Raw genomic sequence first — 26,056 nt, 5'->3', positions numbered from 1 at the left:
ACGTACGATTCAAACATGTGTATGGGGTTGCCCGGGCATGTTAGGAACAGACGTTTGAAAACGCCAAGCGCCCAATTCGAGCGGGCACTCTAGAGGAGGGAAGGTTGCCAAGCCAACGTATGAAACACGTGGCTTGGAAAGTGAGTGGGCGCAAACATCAAAAAAGCTGAAGGGAGGTCTGCGCCCCGGTGGGCGGGTCAGCCGGCCGGCTGATGGAGCGAGGTCAGGCCGCCAAAGAATGCGGCAGCGTTTTGTGCAAGGGTGGGGAGGTGATAGCCGCCTTCCTGGACGACCAGCGTCGGCAGCCCGATCGCGCCGACGGCCTGGCCAAGCCGGCCGAAGCCCTGCGTCGAGACATCCACCTGCGATTGCGGGTCTTCGCGATAGATGTCGAAGCCGAGCGAGAGCACCAGCGCATCGGGCTGAAAGCGTTCGAGTGCGGCAATCGCGTCCCCGAGCTTGTCGAAGAACACCGATTCCGGCGAGCGATGCGGCATCGGCAGGTTCACGTTCAGGCCCAGGCCGTCGCCCGTGCCGCGCTCGTCGTCAAAGCCGGCGACGACCGGGTAGAAGTTGGTCGGATCGCCGTGGATGGAGACGTACAACACGTCGGCGCGGTCGTAGAAGATCTCCTGGATGCCCTGACCGTGATGCATGTCGGTGTCGAGGATGGCCACGCGCTTGAACTTGGTGCGCAGCGCCTGCGCGGCAACGGCGGCGTTGTTCAGGTAGCAGAAGCCGCCGGCTGCTTCGCGGCGCGCGTGATGGCCGGGCGGGCGGCACAGCGCGTAAGCGGTGCGCTCGCCATGGAGGATGGCCTGCGCGCCGGCAGCTGCGCTCTGTGCCGACCAATACGCCGATCGCCATGTGTTCTCGCCGACGGGGCAACTGCCGTCTGCCAGGTAGCGGGCGGCCTGGGCCAGCACGCCCCGCAACGCATTGGGCTCGCGCACGAAGATGTTCGACATGACCTCGTCGCCCCAGTCTTCGGGCAGGCGCAGCCAGTCGGCATGAGCGTCCTGCAGGAAGCGCAGATAGGGCTCGCCATGCACGGCGGTGAGCGGCGCAATGCCGTGATCTTCGGGGCGCGCAATGGTAAAGCCGAGATCACGCGCGGCCTGCAGCAGATTCAGCGCGCGCGCGGGCACTTCCTGCGGCGTGCGCATCTTGCCGCGCGAGTAATAGCTCTGCGGATGGTGCAGAAGCTGTTCAGGGTGAAAGAACGTCAGCATGGGTGAAACCGGGTTGGGAAAGACCGTCATGCGCCGACTGCGTTGGCAGCAGTTGCGCTGCCGCGCTGCCGCGCGTCGATGGCGGCGATGCTCAGCAGCGAGATACCGGCGAGCAGCGTGTAGAACACCGCCAGCGGCCACCACTGGCCATGGAAGCGCTGCGCGAGGATGGTGCCGATCAGCGGCGTGAGCCCGCCCGCCACCGCACCGCATACCTGGTATGACAGCGAGATCGCCGAGTACCGCACGCGCGTTTCGAACACGCCCGACACGAAGCCGGCGATGACCGAATAGAAGCTCGCCATGCACACCACGGCCAGCGCAATGCCCAGCACCATCAGCGGCGCCTGGCGCGTTTGCACCAGCAGGAACATCGGATACGGCGACGCCATCGCCATCAGCGCCATCAGCTTGAGGAAGCGTGCGCCGCCAAGCTTTTCCGCCAGCCATGCCGCCAACGGTTGGGCGAGGAACTGGATGAACGCGACCACAAACAGGCAATCGAGAATCAGCGTTCTCGACAGCGACAGATACTGCGTCGCGTACGCGATCATGAACGTGTTGGTGAAGTACACGCCCGCAATGCCGATGGTGTTGGCGCCAATGCAAAGCAGCACCGGCACGCGAGCCGTGCGCCAGACTTCGGCGATCGGCAGCTTGGCCGTTTTGCGTTGCGCCTGCACCTGGGCAAACTCAGGTGACTCGTTCACGCCCAGGCGGATCGCCACGCCAACGAGCAGCAGCACCGCGCTGGCGAGGAAGGGCAGACGCCAGCCCCAGTCCATGAACGTGTCCTTCTCCATCGACGTGACGAGGCGGAAAGCCAGCAGCGAGAGAATCAACCCGGCCGGGCTGCCGAGTTGTGCAAACGACGCGAAGAACGTGCGGCGGCCCGTGGGCGCATGTTCGCCCGCCATCAGCACCGCGCCGCCCCATTCGCCACCGACCGCGATGCCCTGCACCACGCGCAGCAGCACCAGCAGCACGGGCGCGAGGGCGCCGGCGGTGGCATACGTCGGCAGCAGCCCGATGCCGATGGTCGCCAGGCCCATCATCGTGAGCGTGATCATCAGCGCCTTCTTGCGGCCGATGCGGTCACCCCAGTGGCCAAACACGATGCCGCCCAGCGGCCGCGCGAAAAAGCCCACGGCAAACGTGCCGAACGAAGCAAGCGTGCTGAGGAACGGATCGCCACCCGGGAAGAACAGCGGCCCGAACACGAGCGCTGCGGCGGTGGCGTAGATGTAGAAGTCGTACCACTCGATCATGGTGCCGACAAAGGCGGCGGTGGCCGCACGGGCAGGCTGGCGCCCGCCGGGTTGAGACGGTTGCATAGTGAAGCTCCTCACAGGTTTTTTTAGTCCGTCGCTTCAAGGCGACGATGCGTGTTTATTGCCGCTTGACGGGTATTAGTCAAATTCCAAATACTTATTGTTTGCATAAATTGAACTCATACCTGCCGCCATGGACTCGTCCGCTCTCGATCCCGCCTTGGTCAGCGACCGGCTTGACTGGAACCTGCTGCGCACCTTCCTCACCATCGTCCACGAGCGCAGCATCAGCCGCGCGGCGGTGCGGCTGCACATCACGCAGCCGGCGGTCAGCCTTGCGCTGCGGCGCCTCGAAGATCAGCTCGGCCACACGCTGATTGAGCGGCGCGGCTCGCACTTCCGCCTCACGCGCGTCGGCGAAGACGTATTGCGCATCGCCACCGATGTCTACGGCAATGTCGCGCGGCTCGGCTCAGAGCTCGGGGAGCCGCAAGACGACGTGAGCGGCGTGCTGCATCTGCTGACGGTCAGCCGGATCCAATCGGGCGTGTACGACGAATGCCTCGCGGCGTTCCATCGCCATCACCCCCGCGTGGATCTGCAGGTGGAAGTGATGCGCAGCACGGACATCCTCGATGCGCTTGCGCAAAAGCGGGCGGGCATTGGGCTCAGCCTGTGCCGCACGCCCGTCGAGAAGCTCGAGCGGCAACTGTTCCTGCGCCAGCGCTACGCCGTGTTCTGCGGGCGGCATCACCGGTTGTTCGGGCGGACGGGCTTGTCGATCAACGATCTGCTCGGCGAGAACTTTGTCTCGTTCATGAGCGACCAATTGGGCGATGCGCTATCGCCGCTGGCGGTGTTTCGGGATCAGCAGGGATTCACCGGACGCATCGTCGCTACGTCACCGAGCCTGGACGAGATCAAGCGGCTGGTGTTTGCGGGCTATGGGATCGGCTGCCTGCCGGAGCACATCGTGGTGGACGACGTGGCGCAGCAGCGCTTGTGGCGGCTACCGCCGGAAGAGGGCATTGCCGACATCGATCTGTACCTGATGTGGCACAAGGAGCGGCGTCTGGCGCCAGCCGAAGACGCGTTCCTGGGACATTTCCGTCGGTATATGGCGCGGTATTCGTTGGCGGAGCGGTTGGGGGACGTGGTAAATGCGCCGTTGGCGGCATTGCGGGCGCCGGTGGGGTAAACACCATCACCTGTTAAACTAGCGCTCTTCTTGCAGTCCCCGGGGTCCAGTCGCCCCGTCACCTACCCAGGCTTTGTCCACGATTGGCGCACGAACGAATGCGCGGGACACGCCGGTCCAATCGCTTTTCCATGTCGTTTTCCGAACTCGGCTTGTCAGACAAGCTGGTACGCGCCGTGGCCGAACTCGGCTACGCAGAACCCACTCCGATTCAACGCCAGGCCATCCCCGCTATCCTCAAGGGCGGTGACCTGCTCGCCGGTGCCCAGACCGGCACCGGCAAGACCGCCGGTTTCACGCTGCCGCTGCTGCACCGCCTGTCTGCCTCGCAACCGAACAAAGTGCAGACGCCGCAGGGCATGCGCTTTCCGATCCGCGCGCTGGTGCTGACGCCCACGCGTGAGCTTGCCGCGCAGGTGGAAGAAAGCGTGCGCGCCTATGGCAAATACCTTCCGCTGAAGTCCATGGTGATGTTCGGCGGCGTCGGCATCAACCCGCAGATCGATGCGCTCAAGCGCGGTGTCGATATCGTCGTGGCCACGCCGGGCCGCCTGCTGGACCACGTAGGGCAGCGCACCATCGACCTGTCCCACATTGAACTGCTGGTGCTGGACGAAGCCGATCGCATGCTCGACATGGGCTTCATCCACGATATCCGCAAGATCCTCAACATCCTGCCGTCGAAGCGTCAGAACCTGCTGTTCTCGGCGACGTTCTCTGACGACATTCGCGAATTGGCCGATCGCCTGCTCGACAAGCCGGCGCTGATCGAAGTCGCTCGCCGCAACACGACGGCCGAGACGGTGGAGCAGCGCATCTACCCGGTCGACCGCGAGCGCAAGCGCGAACTGCTGGCCAAGCTCGTGCGCGACAACGACTGGCACCAGGTGCTCGTGTTTACGCGCACCAAGCACGGTGCGAACCGCCTGGCCGAGCAGCTCACGCGCGACGGCATTCCCGCGCTGGCCATCCACGGCAACAAGAGCCAATCGGCACGCACGCGCGCGCTGACGGAATTCAAGGCCGGGACGCTGCGCGTGCTGGTTGCCACCGACATCGCCGCGCGCGGTATCGACATCGACCAACTGCCGCACGTGGTCAACTTCGATCTGCCGAACGTGCCGGAGGACTACGTGCACCGTATCGGCCGCACGGGCCGCGCCGGTGCGCAAGGCGAGGCGATCTCGCTGGTCTGCGTGGACGAGCACGGTTTGCTGCGTGACATTGAGCGCCTCATCAAGCGCGAACTGCCGCGTACCGTGCTGGAAGGTTTCGAGCCGGACCCGACCATCGAGGCGGAGCCGATTCCGAACGGGCGCAACTCGGCGGGCCGTGGCGGCAACGCGCGCGGTGGCCGCCCGGGCGGTGGCCGCAGCCAGCAGCCTCGTCAGGCCAGCGCCAACGCTGCGCCACGCGAGCCGCGGGCTCCGCGTGAGCCTCGCGAACCGCGTCGCGAGTCGAGCGGTAATGGTCAGGGCCAGGGCCAGAATCAAGGCCAAGGCCAAGGCCAAGGCCAAGGCCAGGGTCGCAATGGTGCCGGCAGCCGCCAGCGTCAGGCGCAAGGTCAACGCGACGGCCAGGCTGCGCCGAAGCCGCGCAATGGCCAATCCCAAGCGCGTGGCCAGCGCCAAGGCAACGGCCAAAGTCAGGGCCAGGGCAATGGGCAAGGCGCGCAGGGTGGCCAACAGCGTCGCGCATCGAGCACGCAAGCCGCGCAGCCTGCCCACAAGGGGAAGCCGGCCAAGCAGCCGTTCAACGGTCTGTTTGCCAAGGCTGCTGCGTTGCTCGGCGGCCGTAAAGCCTGACGTTCATGCACGACGACGGCCAGCCCGCATCAGCTGAAGCGCCCTACGACGGCCTGACGCCCGACAGCATCCTCGATGCGCTGGCGCAGGTCGGGCTGATGCCGGATGGCCGCATGTTCGCGCTCAACAGTTACGAAAACCGCGTCTACCAAGTCGGCGTGGAAGACAGCGCGCCGGTGGTGGTCAAGTTCTACCGCCCGGGCCGCTGGACTGAAGCGCAGATCATCGAGGAACACGCCTTCACGGCAGAACTGGCCGCCACGGAAATCCCCGTGATCGCGCCGCTGGAAATCGACGGTCGCACGCTTCAAGCGTTCGAGCGCTGGCATTTCGCGGTCTTCCCGCGTTGCGCAGGGCGCGTGCCTTCCATCGACCAAGACGACACGCTTGAATGGATGGGCCGTTTCCTCGGGCGCATCCATGCCGTTGGCGCGCAGCGGCCTTTCATGGTCCGGCCTGCACTCGACATTGACACCTTCGGCGTGCAATCGCGCGATTGGCTGCTCGAACACGATTTCATTCCGCCCGATTTACTGCCGGCCTGGCGCAGCGTGGCTGACGCCGCACTCGACGGCGTGCGCCGCTGCTACGACCGCGCGGGCGATGTCTCGCTGCTGCGCCTGCACGGCGATTGCCACGCGTCGAACGTGCTCTGGATTGAAGAGGCCGACGCCAAGCAAGGCGATCCGCTGCGCAGCGCCGGCCCGCATTTCGTCGATTTTGACGACAGCCGCACCGGCCCCGCCGTGCAGGATTTGTGGATGCTGCTCTCGGGCGATCGCGCGTCGATGCAATCGCAGCTCGCCAGCCTGCTGGCCGGCTATGAAGACTTCTGCGAATTCGACACGCGCGAGCTGTATCTGGTGGAAGCGTTACGCACGCTGCGCTTGCTGCACTACAGCGCATGGTTGGCGCGTCGCTGGAACGATCCGGCGTTTCCTGCCGCGTTTCCGTGGTTCAACACGCAACGCTACTGGCAGGATCGGGTGTTGGAATTGCGCGAGCAGATCGCGCTGTTGGACGAACCGCCGCTCTGGTGAAACCGAGCGGCGGTTTTTCTTTGCGACTGCGTAGATGCTTTAAGCGAACTTGCCGGCCTGGAAGTCCCGCACGGCCTGGAAGATCTCTTCCTGCGTGTTCATCACGAACGGGCCGTACTGGGCGATCGACTCGTTCAGCGGCTTGCCAGCCACCAGCAGCACGCGTGCGTCTGCGTCTGCTGCACGGATGACCACACCGTCACTGCCTTCCGTGTTGGCAAGGATGGCCATCTGCTTGTCTTCCACGCGTTGCAGACCGGCATTGCCAGACGCGTCGGCATCGCCCACCAGCGCGCTGCCGCGGAACACGTAGACGAACGCGTTGTGCCCGGCCGGCAGCGGCTGCGCAAAGGACGCACCCGCCGGCAGCGTGATGTCCAGATACAGCGGCTGCGTCGCTTCACGCGTCATCGCACCTCGCACGCCTTGCGAATCTCCGGCGATCACACGAACGGTCACGCCGTCTTCCGTCGTGAACTCGGGAATCTCGTTCGACGGAATGTCGCGGTACCAGGGCGTCGTCATCTTGTCGCTGGCGGGCAGGTTCAGCCACAGCTGGAAGCCTTCCATCACGCCATCTTCCTGTTCCGGCATTTCAGAGTGCACGACGCCGCTGCCGGCCGTCATCCACTGCACGCCGCCGTGTTGCAGCAGCCCTTCGTGGCCGGCGCTGTCGCGGTGGCGCATGCGGCCAGCGATCATGTACGTCACCGTTTCGAAGCCACGGTGCGGGTGGTCGGGAAAGCCGGCCAGATAGTCGTTCGGGTCGTCACTACGGAACGCGTCCAGCATCAGGAACGGGTCCAGCCGACGTTGCAGGTTGTTCGTCAGCACGCGCGTGAGCTTCACGCCCGCGCCGTCGGAGGTTGGGCGACCTGTGATGATGCGCTCCACGCGGCGGCCGCGCTGCACTTGCTGCACTTGCGGTTGTACGAGGGTTTCCATGTTGTTCTCCTGAAATCGGGCATTTGTCATATGCCAAATGTAGGGTGGTTGCCCGGTTTGCACTAGTCGGTTATTGTGGGAAAAAATGTTGCTCCCGGCGAGACAATGACAATCCTAGGCCGGCGCGCATCACTACAAGAGGAGGAAACCATGGATCTGAACCAATTGGCGCTGTTCGTGCGCGTGGTCGAAGCGGGTAGCTTCACGGCAGCGGCAACGCGGCTCGATCTGCCCAAATCGTCCGTCAGCCGGGGCATTGCGGCGCTTGAACAGGATTTGAACGTACGCCTGTTACAGCGCACCACGCGCACGCTGCATCTGACCGACGCCGGCCAGAGTCTGTATCAGGTGGCGTCGCATGCACTGGAAGACATCGAACGTGCCACGACGTGCGCCGGCGAGCTGCAGGACCTGCCTCGCGGCAAGGTGCGGATCACGTCTTCCGAAGACGTGGGCCGCCTGCTGGTGGCGCCCGTCGCGGCCCGCTTCATGCAGCAGTACCCGGAGATTGATCTGGACGTGGTGCTGACGCCGCGCAATGTCGATCTGGTGCAGGAGGGTTTTGACCTTGCCGTCCGCGTCGGACGCTTGGCCGACAGTTCGCTCGTGGCTCGGTCGCTTGGCGTATTGCGCATTGGCTTATTCACCTCGCCCGATTACCTGCAGCGCCGCGGTGCTCCGGCCACCGTGCAAGGGTTGGCCGACCATTGTTGCCTCGACTTTCGCGGCACCGGCCGCGGCGAAACGCAATGGCGCCTTGTCGGCCCCGATGGCCTGAAAACCGTGGCTGTGCGCGCCCGCCTGAATTCCGACAGCCTCATCTATCTGGAAACGCTGATTGCATCGGGCGCCGGCATAGGCCCGCTGCCGCTGTACGCAAGCGCGGTGGCACGCGCCAACGCACCGCTGCCTCGCCTCGTGCGCGTGTTGCCCGACTATGCGACCAGCGGAGAGCCGATCAACCTCGTCACCCCATCCGCGCGGTTCGTTCCCAAACGTGTCCGATTGCTGATCGACATGCTGACCGAGTCGATTCGGCAAGAGTTGGAAAACGCTGATCCCACCTGAGGTGTCGCGGCCCGGAAACTGGGCGTGTCAAATGTTGTCACGACTGCTCCGGCTGGGCATATGGCACGGCATCATGCGCTTCGCGTGTGCCGACCAGTACGTCGGGCTCTCCTTGACGTTATCCCGTAGCGTTGCAGTGTTTCCCCCCGGTGCACTGCGACGCGTCTGGCACATGCGACCCTTGGGTGTTTCCGATCCCGTCACGTTGTGGGAAACACCGCCGCCCGGACCGCGTTGTCCGGGCTTTTTTTTGTCCGGGTTCCGTGGAATGGACACGGCATTGGGTGGCTCAAGGGTCTTCACAAATTAGGACTCTTCTCATGGTTTGTAGCAAACCTCGCCATGAAAATTGCCGACACGTAACACATGCGACGGATCGCGATGAGCGCGACGGTTAGGTCGCTATAAAGGCCCGCACCATCCCGGCACGCATGTGCGCAATTTCCACGGAGCAGAACATGCGTATCGCCTTGCTTGAAGACGATCCCTTCCAAAGCGAAGTCATCGTCCAGATCCTGTCCCAGTCGGGCCACGACGTGATGACCTACAGCGATGGTGCGACGTTGCTGCGCATGCTGGGCCGCTCGTCGTACGACATGCTGATCCTCGACTGGCACACGCCGGGCATGCTCGGTATCGACGTGCTGAGCGTGGTGCGCAGCCGCCACAGGGATGTGCTGCCCATCCTGTTCGTCACCGCCGAGGAGGGCGAGAAAAGCCTCGTGCGCGCTCTCACGCATGGCGCCGATGACTACATCGCCAAGCCGTTCCGCATTGCCGAGCTGCGTGCGCGTGTCGATGCGCTGCTGCGCCGGGCGTATCCGATTCCGTATGGCCGCCTGCCGTTCGCGGTGGGGCCGTACTACTTCAACCTGCAGCGCCAGCAGGTCACGCTGCACGGCGAGCCCGTTACGCTGACGGCCATCGAATTCCAGCTGGCGTTGCTGCTGTTCTCGAACGTGGGGCGCACGCTGTCGCGCGATCACATCTTCGGGCAGGTGTGGGGCCGCAACTCCTCGGAGTACACGCGCACGATCGATAGCCACGTGTCGCGCATCCGCATGAAGCTGAATATCGAACCGGTGAACGAGGTGCGCTTGGTGGCGGTGTACAAGCATGGCTATCGCGTCGACTATCTGAAGCCGGCGGACGACATGAATGCGCTGTCCGAGATGGATCTTTCGTCGTACGACGTCTAGGCGCACGCCGATCGCCCCGCGCAAAAAGGGCTCCACCGCAGGAACGCGGCGGTGCCCTTTTTGTTGTTCATCGGCTGGTATGCTCAGCGCTTCTGATTCTCGGGCGAGGCCGGTGTGCCGTCTTTCAATCTCAATGCAGAGGCCGATGCGCTGCCGCGTGCATGGTCGTCTCGCGTGCTGGAGCGCTTTGGCGGCGGCAACTTCAAGGTGCTGCGCATGGACGGCACGCCGTATCCCGACGAAGTGCACGACTATGCCGAAGGCCTGCTAGTGATCGATGGCGAGCTGCGTCTGCGCATCGACGGCGAACCGGTAACCGTGTCGCGCGGCGAGCTGTACGTCGTGCCCGCCGGCGTGCCGCACAGCGTGGACGCCGGCAGCGCGGGCACGTTGGTTATTCTGGACGTGTAAGCGGGGCGCAGTGGGCCTCCGCGAGTTGCTTGATCCGCTGCAGCATCATCCGGCGGATCAGCCCGCTTGGTATGCGGATCAGCACCCAGTAAGGCGTGAAGCGGCGGCGCGCCGTTGTGTCGGAGCAATGCACGCACGTGCGCGTGGTCAGCAGCGTGCCGGCGCCGTCGGGTTCGGCGACGAACGTCATGACCAGCTTGGCGATGTTGGGCTCCGAGAACGCGCGAAATGCGCCGGCTTCAACGCGGACGAGCCCACCGGCGGATTCCCAGAAGCGGCCGACCAGGCCCAGCGCGAATTCGCGATCTCCATCGCGGCCGAGTACCGTGAAATCGTGCAGGCCAAATCCGGCATCGATACGTCGCGCACTGGGTTTGCCCATCGCGGCGGCGATGCGTGCCGGGATGGCGCGCAAGTGCAGGAACAGCCTGGCCAGCGGGAAATCACTGACGTCCAGTTGCGAAACCACGTCGAGCACGCGCGCGGGCGGGGCATTGACGCGTATGTGGTGCTGCTCGCTGAACTGATGCTCGGGAAGGAAGGTGTTCAGCAGGCTCATGATGATCCGTGGCGTGGTGTTATGCCTGCGGTTTTTCGCTGGCTGTTGTGGAAGCCGCGGCCGCGGCCGGGGCGAATGTGGCGTCGCGAGCAGGCGGTTCCGCCAGGCTGCGCTTCATCAGCCATGCAACACCCGGGATACGCAAGCCGGTGGCGAACACCACGTCTCGCATCCAGCCTCCATATTGGGCCTGGAAGCACGGCGTGAGTGCTCGGCTAAGCGTCTGATAGGCCTGCACGGTACGCAGACGCCGGGCGTGATAGGCGAGGGCGCCATCGGTGGGGCCATGCACTTGCACGCACGCGGCGAGTGCCAGGGCATCTTGCGCGGCCAGGGTGGTCCCCAGGCCGAGCTGCGGGCTCATGGCATGGGCGGCGTCGCCGATGACGCAGTAGGGTGGTTTGGCCAGCGCGCGCGGCCATGTGTGGCGATAGACGGCGAAAGGCATATCGTCGTGGGAGCCAATCTGTTCGACCATGGGCGAGGCTTGCGGCCACAGGCTCAGCACATGCGCTTTCCACTGCGTGATGTCGGTCTGTCGCCAGGCGTCCACAGCATCACCGGGGAGGCTCCAGAACATCGATAGGCGAGTGCGGGTGCCGTCCACTTCGGTGGGCAGCAGGCCCATCATTTCGCGCGTGCCGCGAAAGCGCTGCTGCAGCACGCGCGGGTTCCAGCCATCCACCCACCCTTGGAACCACAGCGTGCCCCATCGGTAGGTACTCGACGGGCCGGCGAGCCCTGCGGGCTCACGCAGCGCCGAGGCCGCGCCATCGGCAATCACAAACAAGTCGAACATTGATTCGCCCTGTGCGTGCGTGACCCGTGCGCGCGGGCCATCAAGAAGCAGTTGCTGGATCGCGCAATCAAAGTGGAACGATGCGCCCGCGTGCAACGCGGCGTCGTAAAGCATGGATGACAGCGCGTGGCGCGTGACGGCGCGGCCGGGCGTATCGGCGTAGTCGATGTCGAGCAGGCGCCAGCCGCGATGGCTCAGGCCGATCAGCCGGTCGATCGGCGCGCCGATGCCCTCCAGCTCGCGACCCACGCCGAGTGTCTCCAGCGCGCGGATACCCTGCGGCTGAATCAGCAGGCCCGCGCCCATGGCGGTCAGCTGCGGGTGCTTTTCGAAGACGTGCACGTCGTGCCCCTGGCGGGCAAACGCGATGGCGGCGGCGAGGCCGGCGTTACCGGCGCCGGCAATGCCGATGGTCAGCGGGCGGGGTGCGGTCATGAAGGCGTGGCAGATCGTTTGCTCAAGATGATAACGATACGGCACGCACGTTAAGGCCGTTCGTGCACGCTGCGGAGATAATGCGCAGACCTCCCGCCCACCACCCCACCCGGACGCGCCATGCAGATCAAATGGCTGGAAGACTTCAAGGAACTCGCCAAGACACGCAGCTTCAGCCGCGCTGCCGAGAACCGCAACGTCACGCATCCCGCATTCGGCCGGCGGATCAAGGCGCTGGAAGAATGGGTGGGCACCGCGCTGGTCGAGCGCAGCGAGCATCCGGTCACGCTCACGGCGGCGGGGCGCTTGTTTCTGGATGCCGCGTCCAATGCCGTCGACGGCTTGAACGATGCGCGCTTGCTGCTGCGCGAGGCGCAATTGCCGGTGGCGCTCAAGATCGGCACAGGGCGCACGCTGGCGCGCACCTTCGTCCCGGGCTGGTATGAAACGCTGGCACGCCAGCGCGGCGTGTTTCCGCTCAGCGTGACGACGGGCGGCACACAGGAGGGCGTCTTGGCACTTGCCGATGGCACGGTCGATCTGCTGATCGCCTACGCCAGCCCGCAGGCCGATGCATTGCTCGATCCGCGCAAGTACGACCATTGCACGCTGGGCAGCGAGACGCTGGTACCGGTCAGCGCGCCTGACAAGCGTGGTCGTGCCCGGTTCACCCTGCCGGGCTCGGCCGCAGCACCGCTGCCATGGCTGGCCTTTGCACGTGGGCTGACGTTGCGCCAAATGCTTGACAGCCACTTGGCCGCCGCCGACCGCAAGGCGCATCTGCAGCCCGTGTTTCAGGCGGATTTTTACGAGGCCGTGGAAGAGATGGCCCTGCGTGGATTCGGCATGGCCTGGTTGCCGTATCGCCTGGCCAAGCCGCACCTGAATGCGGGTGAACTTCGCCCCGCCGGCGATGACGCTTGGCACATCCACGTCAACATCCGCATGATGCGGGTGCGCAGCAATCAGAGCGCACTGCTTGACGAGGTATGGCAACTGGCCGTTGATAACGCCAACAACAACGCCCGCGCCGACCTCGCCTGAGGCGCATCGCAGAAAGCCCAACCTTGTGCCGAAACGGCACAAGCCGCCTGGGCACGGCACCTAGACTCCTCCGCAACCTTCGCCCGCCAGCGCTATTCAGCAAAACCGGCGGATCGGCACAGACCACGGGGAGACAACCATGCCAGCCCACACCCTCAATGCGAGCGGCGCATCCGCACGCGCCAGCGATACCCATCGACATCCCGCGCCCTGGCGTGCCGTATTGGCAGCCAGCGTTGGCAACGCGCTCGAATACTACGATCTGCTGATCTACGGCTATTTCGCCATCACCATCGGCAAGCTGTTCTTCCCGACGGGCGATGCGTGGAGTTCGCTGATGCTCTCGGTCGGCACGTTTGGCGTGTCGTTCATCATGCGGCCGCTGGGCTCGATGGTGCTTGGCAGCTATGCAGACCGCGTCGGCCGCAAGGCTGCGCTGACGTGGTCGATCCTGCTGATGATGCTCGGCACCGCGATGATCGCGTTTGCACCGACGTACGCGTCGATCGGGCTGTGGTCGCCGGCCATCGTGATCGTGGCGCGGCTGCTGCAGGGCTTTTCGGCCGGTGGAGAATTCGGTTCAGCCACGGCGTTCATGATCGAGCACGCCAACGGCAAGCGCATGGGATACAACGCGAGCTGGCAAGCCGCCACGCAGGGCCTTGCCACATTGCTGGCGGCGGGCTTGAGCGCATGGCTGACTTACGCGCTGACCACCGAGCAAGTGGAGTCATGGGGCTGGCGCGTGGCGTTCCTATTCGGCTTGCTGATCGGTCCCATTGGCGTCTACATTCGTCGCCACACGCCTGAGACGCCCGAGTTTGTCGCCATGCAGGCCGAGGCGCAGGGCGCGCCGCAAACGCATTCGCCGCTGCGCGATACCCTCACTCAGGGTTTGCCGGGGCTACTGCTGGGGGCGGGCGTGGTCGTAGCCGTCACCGCATTCAACTACGTGCAGAAGGTCTACATGCCGACCTATGCCATCAATCAACTCCACATCGCGACCAGTGCCTCGCTGGTCTGCACGATGATCACCGGCGCGATGCTGATGGTGATGGCGCCGGCGTTCGGGTTGTTGGCGGATCGTTTCGGCAGCATCCGCGTGGTGTCGATTGCGATGGTGGTGATTGCGCTGTCGACGTATCCGATGTTTGCCACGCTGGTCGCGCAACCGACGTTCTGGACGCTGCTGGTCATGCAGGCGATTGTGGGCGTGCTGTTGGCCGCCATCCTGGCGCCGTTGCCGGCGCTCCTGGCTGACATCTTCCCGACGCGTACGCGCGGCACGGGCCTGGCGCTGAGCTACAACCTGTCGGTAACGATCTTCGGTGGGTTCTCGCCGCTGATCGTCACATGGCTGATTGGCGTCACGCACATCAAGACGTCGCCGAGCTTCTATGTGTTTGCGACCACGCTGATCAGCCTGGTCTCGCTCTGGATGCTGCGTGGACGCGCTCGTGCGCACTGAACCTGAACAGACTTCTCGTAACACCCAAGGATTTCGCATGATGACCCTGGAGGCGCTGCGCGCCACGCTGCCGGTGTACCCGATCGAGCTGCACAAGCCCGATATCCACCGCTGGAAGACGGGTACGCACGACATTGATTACGTGCACACGTTCGATAGCGGCATGCCCGGTCCGCACGTCATGATCAACGCGCTCACGCATGGCAATGAGCTGTGCGGCGCGATTGCGGTGGATATGCTGCTGGCTGCCGGCGTGCGCCCGGCGCGTGGCCGGCTCACGCTGTCATTCGCAAACGTCGAGGCGTACGAGCGTTTCGACATTAACGATCCGGATGCCACGCGCTTTATCGACGAAGATCTGAACCGCGTCTGGTCGGCGGACAAGCTCGACGGCGCAGGCGACACGCTGGAACTGCGCCGCGCGCGTGAACTGCGCCCTGTGATCGACACGGTCGACTACCTGCTCGATATTCACTCGATGCATGAAAAGGCGGAGCCGCTGATGCTGACGGGTCCGCATGCGAAAGGCGTCGCGTTGGGCCGCCAGGTTGGCGCGCCTTCGCATCTGATGATCGATGCCGGCCACGCTGCTGGCCGCCGCTTGCGCGAGTACGGCGGCTTTGGCGATGCCGCTAGCCCGAAGAACGCGCTGCTCATCGAATGCGGCCAGCATTTCGAGCGCACGAGCCGCGATGTGGCGCTGGATGCGTGCGCGCGTTTCCTGGTGGCGCTTGGCACCGTCGACGCATCGGCGGTATCGGAATGGCTGGGGATTGCGCCCGCGCTGGAGGTGCGTTGCATTCGTGTGACCGATCCGGTGGTCGCTAAATCCACGGCATTCCGTTTTGCGGACGACTATCGCGGTATGGAAACCATCGAGCGAGCAGGCACTGTCATCGCCACCGATGGAGACCTGCAGATCGTCACCCCGTACGACAACTGCGTTCTGCTGCAGCCATCGTTGCGACACCTGGCGCAGGGTGTGACCGTGGTCCGGTTGGGCAAGCCGGAAGGCACGGCCTAAGCGCCCAGCATGGTGCGCAATGTGCCGAGCACGACTTGGCGGCAGTTGCGCACCATCTTCTCTTCGGGATCTCGATAGCCGGTCAGAAGCCACGCCGCACCGACGTTGGTCAATGCTCCCACGAGCGCGAGGCCGATGATGCGTTGATCGGCGCGCAGTTCTGCATCGTCGTCATTGTGCGTGCCGGGCAGTTGGGCGTTCGCCATGATCTGCTTGCCGAACTCCAGCAGGTTGCGCTGATAGGTTGCGTCCGTTTCCGGGCTCACGCCCATCACTTCGAGTAGCAGCACGCGCGCTGCGCATGAGTCTCGCAAGAACGCGAAAAACGCCTGCAGGCCGGCGTCGACACGAGCTTCCAGCGTGCCTTCCGCAGCCGCGGTGGCCTCCGACACCTGCGCGCGCAAGTCTTCCGCATGTTGCTGGTAGGTCGCGCGCAGCAGGGCTTCGGTGCTGTCGAACGCGGCGTAAAAGTACCGATCGTTGAGCCTCGCTTCCTGGCAGATCGCACGCACGGTGGCCTTGCGAAAGCCCACCGTGCCGAAGACGCGCGTGCCGGCGCGGATCAGCGCATCGCGGCGGTCTGCTGCGCGTGCTTCCGGCGCCACACCGCCATACGGACGGCCCTTCTTGGCGGGCGCGTCGGCTGTTTCAAGTGTTTTCTCCATTTCGCTATTTGACGTCAGGACGGCCAAAAATTAAAGTGGTGATGAATCACACCACATTTAAGGCGAAATTTGCCGATCCCGCCCCCGGGGCTGCAAACAGGAGACCGCATGGACACGACGATGGAGCGAAGCGCCAACCCGGGCGCGCCCCGCAACCGGGCTGCCGCGCCGGATACAGACCTCGACGTGCTCATCGTCGGCGCGGGCCTCTCGGGCATTGGCGCGGCGTATCACCTGCGCGAGCGCTGCCCATCGGCGCGCTTCGCCATCCTTGAAGGGCGCGAAACCATTGGCGGCACGTGGGACCTGTTCCGCTATCCGGGTATCCGATCCGACTCCGACATGTTCACGCTCGGCTACAGCTTCCGGCCGTGGCACAGCAGCAAAGCCATTTCCGACGGCCAGACGATTCTCGACTACATCCGCGACACCGCACGCGTGTTCGGCATCGACAAGTCGATCCGCTTCCGCCACAAGGTGACGGGTGCGAGCTGGGATTCCGCAGCGGCGCGCTGGACGGTGCAGGCCCTACGCAGCGATGGCTCGCGCGAGGAACCGGTGCAGTTCACCTGCAAGTTCCTCTACATGTGCAGCGGCTACTACGACTACGAAGAAGGCCACGCACCGACGTGGCCCGAGATGGATCAGTTCCGGGGGCGGATCGTCCATCCGCAGCATTGGCCGAACGATCTGTCGTACGCCGGCAAGCGCGTGGTGGTGATCGGCAGCGGAGCCACGGCCGTCACGCTTGTGCCCGCGATGGCCGGCACCGCGCAGCACGTGACGATGCTGCAGCGCTCGCCTACGTACATCGTCTCGCGACCGGAACAGGATGCCGTGGCCAACACATTGCGTCGCTGGTTGCCGTCGGGCCTTGCTCACCGGCTGGTGCGCACGAAAAACGTCCTGCTGACGATGTACTTCTACAGCCTCGCGCGTCGCAAGCCCAAGGCATTCAAAGACTTCATCATCCGCATGGCGGGCAAGCAGATCGGTCCCGGGTTCGACGTGCGCAAACACCTCACGCCGCGCTACAACCCGTGGGACCAGCGCCTGTGCCTTGTGCCCGACGGCGATCTGTTCAAGACGATCCGCGCGGGCAAGGCGTCGATTGCGACCGACGAGATCGCGCGCTTCACGCCGACCGGCCTGCAGCTCAAGAGCGGCGAGCATCTTGATGCCGACGTGATCGTCACGGCCACGGGGCTCAAGTTGAAGGTGCTGGGCGGGGCCGCCATCAGCGTCGACGGGCGCGCAGTGAACCTGGCAGAGACGGTGTCGTACAAGGGCATGATGTACAGCGGCGTGCCGAACCTCGCGTCGTCGTTCGGCTATACAAATGCGTCGTGGACGCTCAAGGCCGAGTTGATCGCGCAGTACGTTTGCAGGCTGCTCAACCACATGCAGTCCAACGGGTTTGATACCTGCGTGCCGCGTCTCGATGACGAAGCGATGAGCTGCGAGCCTGCCGTCGATCTGACGTCCGGCTACATTCAGCGTGCCGCCGCCATCCTGCCCAAGCAGGGCGACAAGCAGCCGTGGAAGTCGTATCAGAACTACGCACGCGATCTGATGATGCTCAAATTCGGCACGTTGGCCGACAGCGCCATGCAGTTCGAACGCCGCGCGCAGCCGATCGGCGCGGCACAGTCCGCCTAACCGCCTCCCGCATCGGGGACACTATGACCAGCACCATTCTTGGCGTCATCGCATTTGCACTCCTGGCGCCTGTTGCGTTTACGTTCTTCATCGCACGCCGCGTCACAAAGGGATTTCCGCCCGAAGGCAAGTTCATTGATGTCGGGGCAGACCGCGTGCATTACACCGATCGCGGCCAAGGCCCCGCCATCGTGTTCGTGCATGGCCTGTGCGGCAACCTGCGCAACTTCGCGTATCTGGATATGGATCGGCTTGCGCGCTCGCACCGCGTGATCGTGATCGACCGGCCGGGGGCGGGGCGGTCCGTGCGCGGTGTGGATTCGCCGGCCAATATCTACGCGCAGGCTGGCATGGTCGCGCAGTGCATCGAGAAGCTTGGGCTCGACAAGCCCGTGCTGGTGGGGCATTCGCTTGGCGGAGCGATTTCACTGGCGGTGGGGCTGAACCATCCGCACGTCATTCGCCGGCTCGCGTTGATCGCGCCGCTCACGCATGCAGAGAGCGCGCCGCCCGGTGCGTTCGGGGGCTTGGTGTTGCCGTCGCCGCTGGTGCGCAGGCTGGTGTCATGGACGCTCGCGATTCCCCTGTCGATCATCAATTCTCGCAAGGCCATCGCCGCGGTGTTCGCGCCTGAGACCATGCCGAAGGATTTCCCGTTCAAGGGTGGCGGCTTGCTGGGGCTGCGTCCGCATGTGTTTTATGCGGCTTCGTCGGATCTGGTCTCTGCGCCGGAAGATCTGCCCGACATGGAACGCCGCTATGCCTCGATGACGGTGCCTGTCGACATGCTGTACGGCCGCGGTGACCGCATTCTCAACGTCAAACGCCAGGGCGAGGCACTCAAGCAGAAGCTCGACCGCGTGAACCTGCGCATCATCGACGGCGGTCATATGCTGCCCGTGACGCAGCCGGCGTTGACGACGGATTGGGTGCTGGCGGTTGCCGCTGCGGCGCCTGCGCGAGCCGAGGCGCTTGCCTAGCCCGGGGCCCCTTGTGTGGGGCTAGGGATGCACGGAAGCAGCAGAAAAGCAAAAAGCCCTGCCGAAGCAGGGCTTTTTGGTATTTGGTGGCGAATCAGGGACTCGAACCCCGGACCTGCGGATTATGATTCCGTCCGAGGTGGGTCGTAACTACCTGATTTGTAAGTGGAATTCTTCTGAATTCCACTTGCCGATCAATGGGTTAGGCAAATTCCGGTATGCCGGCTTATGTCCAATTATTTTTGATTCTACCGGAAGTCTTCGGCACTCAATTGGACAAAATTTGGACAGCGGTTTCGGGGTATGCGCTGCCTCGTGATCGTTCTCCATTGCGGTTGACGGCGTTGGGGTAGCGCTAAGTATAATTCTCGCACCGGATTGGTCTGTGGTACGGCGTCCACCTTAACGAAGCCCGTCATGGGGTGGCGTACGAAGACCATGAAAGCGAGCATGACGGCTGCGCTTGCCTTCGAAAATGTGTGGATATGGCGAGCAATAGCGACAGGGTTGATAGCGCGGGGTAGCGCCCGCAGAGGAACGCCAAAGTAGGGGCTTACGAGAACCTCTGCTGCGTGAACACAGGGCGGCCAGCCCAGTGAGCGCCGGTGTTTCTAAAATAATGCGAACAGCCGTGAACCAGGCAGCGGTTTGGACCTGGCAGAAACCGGATCACACATCTCTCGGTTGCAACCACGAACACCCAACGGTGTTCGTGGCCATCACCAGAGGTGTTCCGCCGTGGCTTTCGCACAACTCACGTTCCTTGAGTACCTGACCCCGCTTTACCCGCCCACGCTCTCAGTCCGCCAGGTGAGCGAAATCACCAGCGAGACCGAGCAGACGATTCGTAACGCGATTAGTCTGGGCCGTTAAAAGAAGCAAGACCCCCTTCCCTCTGAGAAGGGAGTCAGCGACTACACGTCAAATGTCTGTATTGCCTGAGAGTTGGCGGAGCAAAAACCGCAAGTCAAACTGCAGGACACGCGCGGCGAGCCCATTTGACTTGCTGCCGCTCCCCTTACGTCGCTCCTCGGCTGGCCCTTCATCTTCATTACGCCCGTCACCATCATGAAGAGGTGCGATCGACTGGCGCGCTGCCCGCAGCGCTTGAATTGCCTGCTGCGTATTCCCTTGAGCGAGCGCGGCGATAGCAGTCTGAAATTGCAAATCGAGACTTGCCGCAACGTTCTGGTCAATGAGCTTCTGTGAAGGCCAAGTCGCGACGTGCGTTCTCAGTTGCGTCAACACCGCGGTCGGATTGACGGGATTCGTCAGCGAAATAGTTGGTGCTGCAACCCAGACATCGACATAGTCATGCATAACCAACTGCTGAAACTGCTTGCCAAGCGTCGAGTCAGAGTCGAATCCATCCTCTCCCAAACCGGCAAAATCAGGGGCATTACCAGCGACGCCAGCCGCAACAATCCCAGGAAGGCTTGTACTCTCAAAGCCAAATCCCGGTTGAGCTTGTGTTGGCCAGAGGCCACCAGCGCCTGGATACCTCCAGACGACTCGAAGGGAGTCGCCCCCCCTCGCGGCGGTCAAAATGGTCCACGGCTGCGGCGTCGATATCTCGCCGTGGGCGGCACGCTTGCCGGAGGCTACGACCTGCGTCTTTATGCCCACCACAGGATCAAGCGTGAACACTTGAATTGCTTGAGGGGCATTAGCCCCGTTCTTGAGCGCATACCGGTACACGATGCTACCGCCATGCCGCTCCTCAAACTCGGATCGGATGGTCGGGCGAACCTTCGTGCTCGGCACGAATACCGTTTGCCGAAGCACTTGATTCCCGTTGTCGTCGGATGCGTAGTACGAAATCGTGTAGTCACCGGACGAAGGATCGAGAGCAATGCTCTGCGGCTGCGCAGCCGTCCCATAAATCAACGCGCCAATGGCCAAGAGAATTCGCAACACCCTAGAGCTTCTTTTCATAGTTAACCATCCTGCCCAATAAGCCACAAATGATAGTGAGGGTGACTACCACCTTCCCATGATGGAAAAATACCTAAGTCTTTACACAAATGCTCAAAAGGAATGCTTCTGACCGTGAAATTGTTGATGTCAACAACCACCCCTCTCCGATGAGCCTTGTGAGGGTTAGCCCAATTATTTGTGAAGTCATAAAGCCCACCAAATGGCAGACTTCCATCGTTCACAATTAAGAGTGTACCTCCATTCTGATCCCGGAATCTCGTTGCAAGCTCAATCAAAGAATCTTGGGCGGTCGAGGTAAAGTTGTGGTTCGATTGATGCGTGGAACTCGCACCCCTCAATGTGTAAAGCTGTCCGTTTGCTGCGAGAGGGATCAAGCTTGGAATTTTGGTTAAGACAAGGTTTTTCCCCTTTTGACCACATGTCCGATCCGTGCAGGATGCGGTCATTTTGTGCTCACTGGCGAAATCAGTTGCCGTAAAATTAAACTGAAATTCTCCATTGCCATCCGTAATTCCAGGTATTTGGATCTTCTCATACGAGATGGGTATGGTGGCAGAACTCAAGATACCCTTAGGGCGATTTCCAGACGCGTGGTTATGGTAGCCGGACGACTGCGTAACATCGACCAAAATAGAGACTTGGGCACCTGCAATCGGAGAGCCCGTAGCTGTTTTCACGACAGCCTTAAGAGTCGCGGTCGAATAGTGGACATTGTTCGTCCCTCTAATTTTGCTGGGAACAATTGCCCCCAAGGCGTTATTAGGGATAGAACTATCTGGCGGATTGGATGATGGCGACACCCACATAAGTTCGATGCTTGCGTTCGCAGTATTGCTTACTCGCGTTATGCAATAGACGTGGGGACTTCTATAAAATCCATTGTTGGTCCAAAATGTTGAGCCTGCGGGGCAGGTAACGTCCCTGTATCCCCCAACCCAGGCGGTAATCTGCGCTCCCGGGTCGATAGTGCATGTTGACGACAAGGAAAAGACTACTGAGGCATATTCGTTGGCGTCTGCATCAAACTGATTTGGCACAAACGCAGACAGTGGACTCACTGTGTAAGGGCAATTTGGCCTGTACCACGCAACTAATCCGGCATAAGCGTCCTGTGGTGTGGAATACCACTGCCCAGTACCATTGCCTGAGCTTAGTCCTGCCAAATAGCGCCAAGGGGAGGCTTGAAATGGAACGCAGGTAAAATTGATGCCATCAACCGGACATCCATCAACAGCATAGGCGGCGCAACTGCAGCCCGAACCAGCAATGAATAAAATCAATAAAATTAAGCGCTTAATTGACTTGATGTTAAGCAATCCCAAAACGTCCCCCAATTACGGTATGTCCTCATACTTCGTTTGCGATATGTCGACCTGAATCGGAAGATGTACCGTGACCTTTACGTTGAAATCCCCTCGCGCAGGGGGGTTGACGGCGCTGATAACATATGTGGAGGGAAAGCGTCGGCGAAATTAGCGCGAAGCTACACTAAATTAAGCGGTACTTATATCTAATTTCACTTTCTCTAATGTCGGAGAAATGACACGGTGCGACCGAGGAAAAGTCAAGCTGCGGTTCCTGGCGAGCAAGCCACAATCTGATGACGGAAAAAGAATATGGAACAAACTCAAAGCTACACGTTCGACATAGACTCAGCATCACAATGCAACGGCAATAGCACAACCGATAGACAGTACATTCAGTGGTTTTGCGGGGAGGCTGTGCGCCGGTCTAACCGAGCAGCAATGCAAGTGCGAGATATTGCTAAGCTCCGTGATTGGGGGAGTCTGGACTCAGTCAAAGCTAGGCTTGAATCGTCGTGGGCATTACTCGTGGCACTACGCGAAACGCTCGATTCACTTGCATCCTCTGCCAGAAACAAGCCCGAAATTGCCGCTCCATTTCTTGAGGCCGTTCGGCAGGTAAATGAACAAATGGATGAATTGAAAGAGGCCGTGCAACTTGCGCGCGCGTGGTTCCAGTCTGAGTGACGGAACCGAGAAGTCACCGTGGTGCCTGCTGGCCCGAACGCGCTGGACACTGGATCCGTATGCGGCGTGCTGAGGAGGGGCGCCACACTTAGGCCAAGCGCTTTGCAAGATCTTCTGCGCGCAAATGTGTGTATCGCTTGAGCATTTGCAGCGTCTTGTGACCGGTGATCGCCGCAACCTCCATCGGGTTGAAGCCCAGCTCGAAAAGTCGCGATGTGGCTTCGTGGCGCAGATCATGGAACCGCAAGCCCGTCAGATAGTCGGCATCGGGTTCAGCGGCAAGCTCCAGGCACTCTTTCTCATACTGGCTTCGCGCGAGTTGTATCGCGCGCTGCCAGCCGTGCCGTACGCTGTCGCTCGCTTGCCAGTTCCAGAAAACCCGCTTGTCTTGGATGTGGCGACTCACCGCCTGAAGTGCGTTGGCCGCGCGGCTCGATAGTGGAACCAGGCGGGCGTCGCCATTCTTGGTGTCCGGCAGCATTGCAACGCGCCGCTTGAGATCGATGTTGTCCCAGGTGAGGCTAAGTAATTCGCCAAGCCGCATCGCGGTTTCCACGGCGACGATGACTAACTGGGCCAGGGCCACGGACTGACTTTTTTCGCAAGCGTCCAGCAACCGTTGTTCTTCTCCGTCCATCAATCGGCGGTCTCGGCCGGCCGGGCGCTTCGGCTTGCGTGCCAAGAGGACCGGGTTTTCTAGGTGTTCCATGCCCCATTCCTTGCGGGCGATAGTGAACAGATGGGACAAGACGGCAAGCTCGTTGAGTATCGAGCTGGCGGACACTGTAGTGCTGCGCTTATCGCGGTAGTTGGCGATGTCGCTGCCCCGTATGGACGCTAGGGGCATCGATGCCAGGGAACTGTCTTGAGGGTCTTGATGCGCCCTTTTTCCTGGGTGGCGCTTTTCTTATGTACCGTGACCTCGCGTTCGTACCGCTCAAGGGCCTCGCACAAGGTGGTCCGCTCGGCTTCGCTGCGATCAACGAAGGTTCCGCGCTTCATGGGCGCCTCGACTTCGAGCGCCCACGACTCAGCTTCGGCTCTTGTGTTGAACGTCTTGACCTGGGGAGGGAAGCCCTTGCGGGCGATACGGGCTTGCCACTGGAGCTCGCCGCGCTTGCGGAAGGATGCCATTGTTTTTGCCTTTACCTGTGTGAGACCTGGCGGCCTCATTTGGACAGATTTTGGACAAAAAACGGAACCCGGAAAGACAAAGGGGTTAGGCAATGCCTAACCCCTTGTTTTGTATGGTGGCGAATCAGGGACTCGAACCCCGGACCTGCGGATTATGATTCCGTCGCTCTAACCGACTGAGCTAATTCGCCGAAGAAGCGGGATTCTACCGTCTTCGGCGAATATGTCAACCCCCTGTCTCAATCATTGCGATAGATATCCACATCCTTGGTCTCGCGCACGAACAGCACACCGATCACGAAGGTGATGGCCGCAATCCAGATCGGGTACCACAAACCGTGATAGATATTGCCGTTCTGGGCCACCAGGGCGAACGAGATGGTCGGCAGCAGGCCCCCGAACCAGCCGTTGCCGATGTGATACGGCAGCGACATCGACGAGTACCGGATGCGTGTCGGGAACATCTCGACCAGCATTGCCGCGATCGGGCCGTAGACCATGGTGACGTAGATCACCAGGATCACCAGGATCACCAGCACCATGATCGTGTTCATCTGGGCGGGATCTGCCTTGGCCGGGTAGTTGGCCGCCTTGAGCGACTCGCTCACCTGCTTCTTGAAGTCGGCGATCTTGGTCTTGCTGTCGGCGTCGAAGTTCTGGCCGTCTGCCGTCCGGGTAGCGTTGAGCGAGGCGATCTGCTTACCCGCAATCGACACCGAGGCGACCGTGCCGGCCGGACCATCGACCGTCTCGTAGCTGGCCGACGATTGCGCCAGCGTGCGCTTGGCGATGTCGCAAGACGAGCGGAAGTCCACCTCGCGGGCGATCGGGCTGCCCTGGAACGAGCACTCCTTCGGGTCGGCCGTGATGGTGATCTGCGCAGTCTGCTGGGCGCGCTCCAGCGCCGGGTTGGCGTAGTGCGTGAGCGCCTTGAACAGCGGGAAGTACGTCAGCACCGCCAGCAGGCAGCCGGCCATGATGATCTTCTTGCGACCGATGCGGTCAGACAGCGAGCCGAAGAACACGAAGAACGGCGTGCCGATGGCAAGCGCTACGGCAATCAGCACGTTGGCCGTGAAGGCGTCGACCTTCAGCACCTGCGTGAGGAAGAACAGCGCGTAGAACTGGCCCGTGTACCACACCACAGCCTGGCCGGCGGTCAGGCCGAGCAGCGCCAGGATCACGATCTTCAGGTTGCGCCATTGGCCGAAAGCTTCCGTCAGCGGGGCTTTTGAGGTCTTGCCCTCCGCCTTCATCTTCTGGAACGCGGGCGATTCGCTCATCGACAGACGGATGTACACCGACGTGGCGAGCAGCAGGATCGACACCAGGAACGGGATGCGCCAGCCCCAGTCGTCGAACGCCTTGCCGGTCAGTTCGCGCATAGCCAGGATGACGATCAGCGAGAGGAACAGGCCCAGCGTGGCCGTCGTCTGGATCCACGACGTGTAGGCACCGCGGCGGCCGTGCGGGGCATGCTCGGCGACATACGTGGCGGCGCCACCGTACTCACCGCCCAGCGCCAGACCTTGCAGCATGCGCAGCGCGATCAGAATGACCGGCGCGGCGACGCCAATCGTGCCGTATGACGGAAGCAGACCGACGACGAACGTCGACGTACCCATGATGACGATGGTCACCAGGAACGTGTATTTGCGCCCGATCATGTCGCCCAGGCGGCCAAACACCAGCGCGCCAAACGGGCGCACCAGAAAGCCGGCAGCAAACGCCAGCAGTGCAAAGATGAAGCCCGCCGTGGGGTCCAGGCCCGAGAAGAACTGCTTGGCGATGATGGCCGCCAACGAGCCGTAGAGATAAAAGTCGTACCACTCGAACACCGTCCCCAGCGACGAGGCAAAGATGACCTTCTTCTCCTCCTTCGTCATGGGCGCGGGCTGCACACGCCCAGCGGGCGCGTTCGGTGCACTTTGCACGGTTGCCATGTTGTCTCCTGTTTTTTTTTCGTAGGTCGTCCCGCTGGGCATGGACATGACAACGCAAACGCTTTTCGCCCGCGGAAGTGTCAACGATTGTGGGAGGCGAAACTTACGGTGTTCTGACAGACATGTGCCTTTCAATGCACTCGATTGGTGATCGAGATTTCAAGAAAATCAAGCACTTGGGCTCGCCTGAGTTGGGTAGCGGTGCATCGACCTGACCCTTACCGCAATGCGTGCGCTGCATCATCCAA

At 62.2% G+C, this 26,056-nt stretch carries 24 protein-coding genes and 2 tRNA genes; 13 read left to right on the top strand and 13 right to left on the bottom strand.

Features of this window, described 5'->3' with window-relative positions:
- Positions 1-197: 197 nt before the first annotated feature.
- Positions 198-1,232, bottom strand: coding sequence for a histone deacetylase family protein (locus tag DOD19_RS12590; RefSeq protein ID WP_024976588.1), 1,035 nt, complete (start codon positions 1,230-1,232; stop codon positions 198-200).
- Positions 1,233-1,258: 26 nt separating this feature from the next.
- Positions 1,259-2,566: an MFS transporter gene (locus tag DOD19_RS12585; protein WP_112185821.1), complete on the bottom strand. Its 1,308-nt coding sequence runs from the start codon at positions 2,564-2,566 to the stop codon at positions 1,259-1,261.
- Between the two features lie 130 nt (positions 2,567-2,696).
- Here DOD19_RS12585 and DOD19_RS12580 point away from each other — a divergent pair, with 130 nt between their 5' ends.
- From DOD19_RS12580 to DOD19_RS12570, 3 genes are all read left to right on the top strand, one after another.
- On the top strand, positions 2,697-3,701 hold the full coding sequence (locus DOD19_RS12580; RefSeq protein WP_112185819.1) for a LysR family transcriptional regulator: 1,005 nt from the start codon (positions 2,697-2,699) through the stop codon (positions 3,699-3,701).
- Between the two features lie 131 nt (positions 3,702-3,832).
- Entirely contained in the window at positions 3,833-5,506 is a 1,674-nt protein-coding gene (locus tag DOD19_RS12575) for a DEAD/DEAH box helicase (protein ID WP_112186043.1), read from the top strand.
- Positions 5,507-5,511: 5 nt separating this feature from the next.
- A complete protein-coding gene (locus tag DOD19_RS12570) occupies positions 5,512-6,546 on the top strand; it encodes a serine/threonine protein kinase (protein WP_024976584.1) in 1,035 nt (344 codons plus the stop codon).
- 39 nt (positions 6,547-6,585) lie between these two features.
- On the opposite strand, the gene DOD19_RS12565 is transcribed toward DOD19_RS12570, so the two are convergent.
- Entirely contained in the window at positions 6,586-7,491 is a 906-nt protein-coding gene (locus tag DOD19_RS12565) for a pirin family protein (protein ID WP_112185818.1), read from the bottom strand.
- A gap of 150 nt (positions 7,492-7,641) precedes the next feature.
- On the opposite strand from DOD19_RS12565, the gene DOD19_RS12560 reads away from it, so the two are divergent.
- The 3 genes from DOD19_RS12560 (at position 7,642) to DOD19_RS12550 (ending at position 10,169) form a co-directional block, all read left to right on the top strand.
- Positions 7,642-8,559 (top strand): LysR family transcriptional regulator, encoded by a 918-nt coding sequence (locus DOD19_RS12560; RefSeq protein WP_024976582.1) that lies wholly within the window; start codon positions 7,642-7,644, stop codon positions 8,557-8,559.
- 458 nt (positions 8,560-9,017) lie between these two features.
- On the top strand, positions 9,018-9,758 hold the full coding sequence (locus DOD19_RS12555; protein WP_024976581.1) for a response regulator transcription factor: 741 nt from the start codon (positions 9,018-9,020) through the stop codon (positions 9,756-9,758).
- A 114-nt stretch (positions 9,759-9,872) separates the two neighbouring features.
- Positions 9,873-10,169, top strand: coding sequence for a cupin domain-containing protein (locus tag DOD19_RS12550; RefSeq protein ID WP_024976580.1), 297 nt, complete (start codon positions 9,873-9,875; stop codon positions 10,167-10,169).
- Here DOD19_RS12550 and DOD19_RS12545 read toward each other — a convergent pair.
- Positions 10,153-10,728, bottom strand: a complete 576-nt coding sequence (locus tag DOD19_RS12545; protein WP_112185816.1) for a hypothetical protein — start codon at positions 10,726-10,728, stop codon at positions 10,153-10,155. The genes DOD19_RS12550 and DOD19_RS12545 overlap by 17 nt on opposite strands.
- A 19-nt stretch (positions 10,729-10,747) precedes the next feature.
- Positions 10,748-11,962 (bottom strand): NAD(P)/FAD-dependent oxidoreductase, encoded by a 1,215-nt coding sequence (locus DOD19_RS12540; protein ID WP_112185814.1) that lies wholly within the window; start codon positions 11,960-11,962, stop codon positions 10,748-10,750.
- A gap of 120 nt (positions 11,963-12,082) precedes the next feature.
- Between DOD19_RS12540 and DOD19_RS12535 the strand changes: the two genes are divergently transcribed.
- From DOD19_RS12535 to DOD19_RS12525, 3 genes are all read left to right on the top strand, one after another.
- Entirely contained in the window at positions 12,083-13,006 is a 924-nt protein-coding gene (locus tag DOD19_RS12535) for a LysR family transcriptional regulator (protein ID WP_024976577.1), read from the top strand.
- 139 nt (positions 13,007-13,145) lie between these two features.
- Entirely contained in the window at positions 13,146-14,474 is a 1,329-nt protein-coding gene (locus DOD19_RS12530) for an MFS transporter (RefSeq protein ID WP_112185812.1), read from the top strand.
- Between the two features lie 37 nt (positions 14,475-14,511).
- Complete coding sequence (locus DOD19_RS12525) at positions 14,512-15,498, top strand: M14 family metallopeptidase (RefSeq protein WP_112185811.1); 987 nt, start codon at positions 14,512-14,514, stop codon at positions 15,496-15,498.
- On the opposite strand, the gene DOD19_RS12520 is transcribed toward DOD19_RS12525, so the two are convergent.
- A complete protein-coding gene (locus DOD19_RS12520) occupies positions 15,495-16,163 on the bottom strand; it encodes a TetR/AcrR family transcriptional regulator (protein ID WP_112185809.1) in 669 nt (222 codons plus the stop codon). The genes DOD19_RS12525 and DOD19_RS12520 overlap by 4 nt on opposite strands.
- Before the next feature lie 120 nt (positions 16,164-16,283).
- Between DOD19_RS12520 and DOD19_RS12515 the strand changes: the two genes are divergently transcribed.
- Positions 16,284-17,822, top strand: coding sequence for an NAD(P)/FAD-dependent oxidoreductase (locus DOD19_RS12515; protein WP_204360060.1), 1,539 nt, complete (start codon positions 16,284-16,286; stop codon positions 17,820-17,822).
- Positions 17,823-17,845: 23 nt separating this feature from the next.
- Positions 17,846-18,802, top strand: coding sequence for an alpha/beta fold hydrolase (locus DOD19_RS12510; RefSeq protein WP_112185805.1), 957 nt, complete (start codon positions 17,846-17,848; stop codon positions 18,800-18,802).
- 84 nt (positions 18,803-18,886) lie between these two features.
- Here DOD19_RS12510 and DOD19_RS27510 read toward each other — a convergent pair.
- Positions 18,887-18,979, bottom strand: a tRNA-Ser gene (locus DOD19_RS27510).
- A 561-nt stretch (positions 18,980-19,540) separates the two neighbouring features.
- Between DOD19_RS27510 and DOD19_RS28160 the strand changes: the two genes are divergently transcribed.
- Complete coding sequence (locus tag DOD19_RS28160; RefSeq protein WP_275426886.1) at positions 19,541-19,675, top strand: hypothetical protein; 135 nt, start codon at positions 19,541-19,543, stop codon at positions 19,673-19,675.
- A gap of 48 nt (positions 19,676-19,723) precedes the next feature.
- Here DOD19_RS28160 and DOD19_RS12505 read toward each other — a convergent pair whose 3' ends face one another.
- Both DOD19_RS12505 and DOD19_RS27925 read right to left on the bottom strand, forming a co-directional pair.
- A complete protein-coding gene (locus DOD19_RS12505; RefSeq protein WP_239497999.1) occupies positions 19,724-20,719 on the bottom strand; it encodes a hypothetical protein in 996 nt (331 codons plus the stop codon).
- A gap of 20 nt (positions 20,720-20,739) precedes the next feature.
- Complete coding sequence (locus DOD19_RS27925) at positions 20,740-22,056, bottom strand: Ig-like domain-containing protein (protein WP_239497998.1); 1,317 nt, start codon at positions 22,054-22,056, stop codon at positions 20,740-20,742.
- Between the two features lie 300 nt (positions 22,057-22,356).
- Between DOD19_RS27925 and DOD19_RS27505 the strand changes: the two genes are divergently transcribed.
- On the top strand, positions 22,357-22,731 hold the full coding sequence (locus tag DOD19_RS27505; RefSeq protein WP_162634366.1) for a hypothetical protein: 375 nt from the start codon (positions 22,357-22,359) through the stop codon (positions 22,729-22,731).
- An 88-nt stretch (positions 22,732-22,819) separates the two neighbouring features.
- Here DOD19_RS27505 and DOD19_RS27920 read toward each other — a convergent pair whose 3' ends face one another.
- The 4 genes from DOD19_RS27920 to DOD19_RS12485 all read right to left on the bottom strand — a co-directional run bounded on the left by DOD19_RS27920 (position 22,820) and on the right by DOD19_RS12485 (position 25,808).
- The gene (locus DOD19_RS27920; RefSeq protein WP_239497997.1) at positions 22,820-23,479 is read right to left on the bottom strand and encodes a site-specific integrase; all 660 of its coding nucleotides are present in this window, start codon (positions 23,477-23,479) and stop codon (positions 22,820-22,822) included.
- Between the two features lie 89 nt (positions 23,480-23,568).
- Positions 23,569-23,865 (bottom strand): hypothetical protein, encoded by a 297-nt coding sequence (locus DOD19_RS27915; RefSeq protein ID WP_239497996.1) that lies wholly within the window; start codon positions 23,863-23,865, stop codon positions 23,569-23,571.
- A gap of 114 nt (positions 23,866-23,979) precedes the next feature.
- Positions 23,980-24,056 (bottom strand) — tRNA-Met (locus DOD19_RS12490).
- 48 nt (positions 24,057-24,104) lie between these two features.
- Positions 24,105-25,808: an MFS transporter gene (locus DOD19_RS12485; RefSeq protein WP_112185801.1), complete on the bottom strand. Its 1,704-nt coding sequence runs from the start codon at positions 25,806-25,808 to the stop codon at positions 24,105-24,107.
- Between the last annotated feature and the right edge of the window lie 248 nt (positions 25,809-26,056).

This window comes from Ralstonia sp. GX3-BWBA, from assembly GCF_003290055.1.
GTDB classification, from domain to species: Bacteria; Pseudomonadota; Gammaproteobacteria; order Burkholderiales; family Burkholderiaceae; genus Ralstonia; species Ralstonia holmesii.
This window is presented reverse-complemented; position numbering and strand designations above follow the sequence as displayed.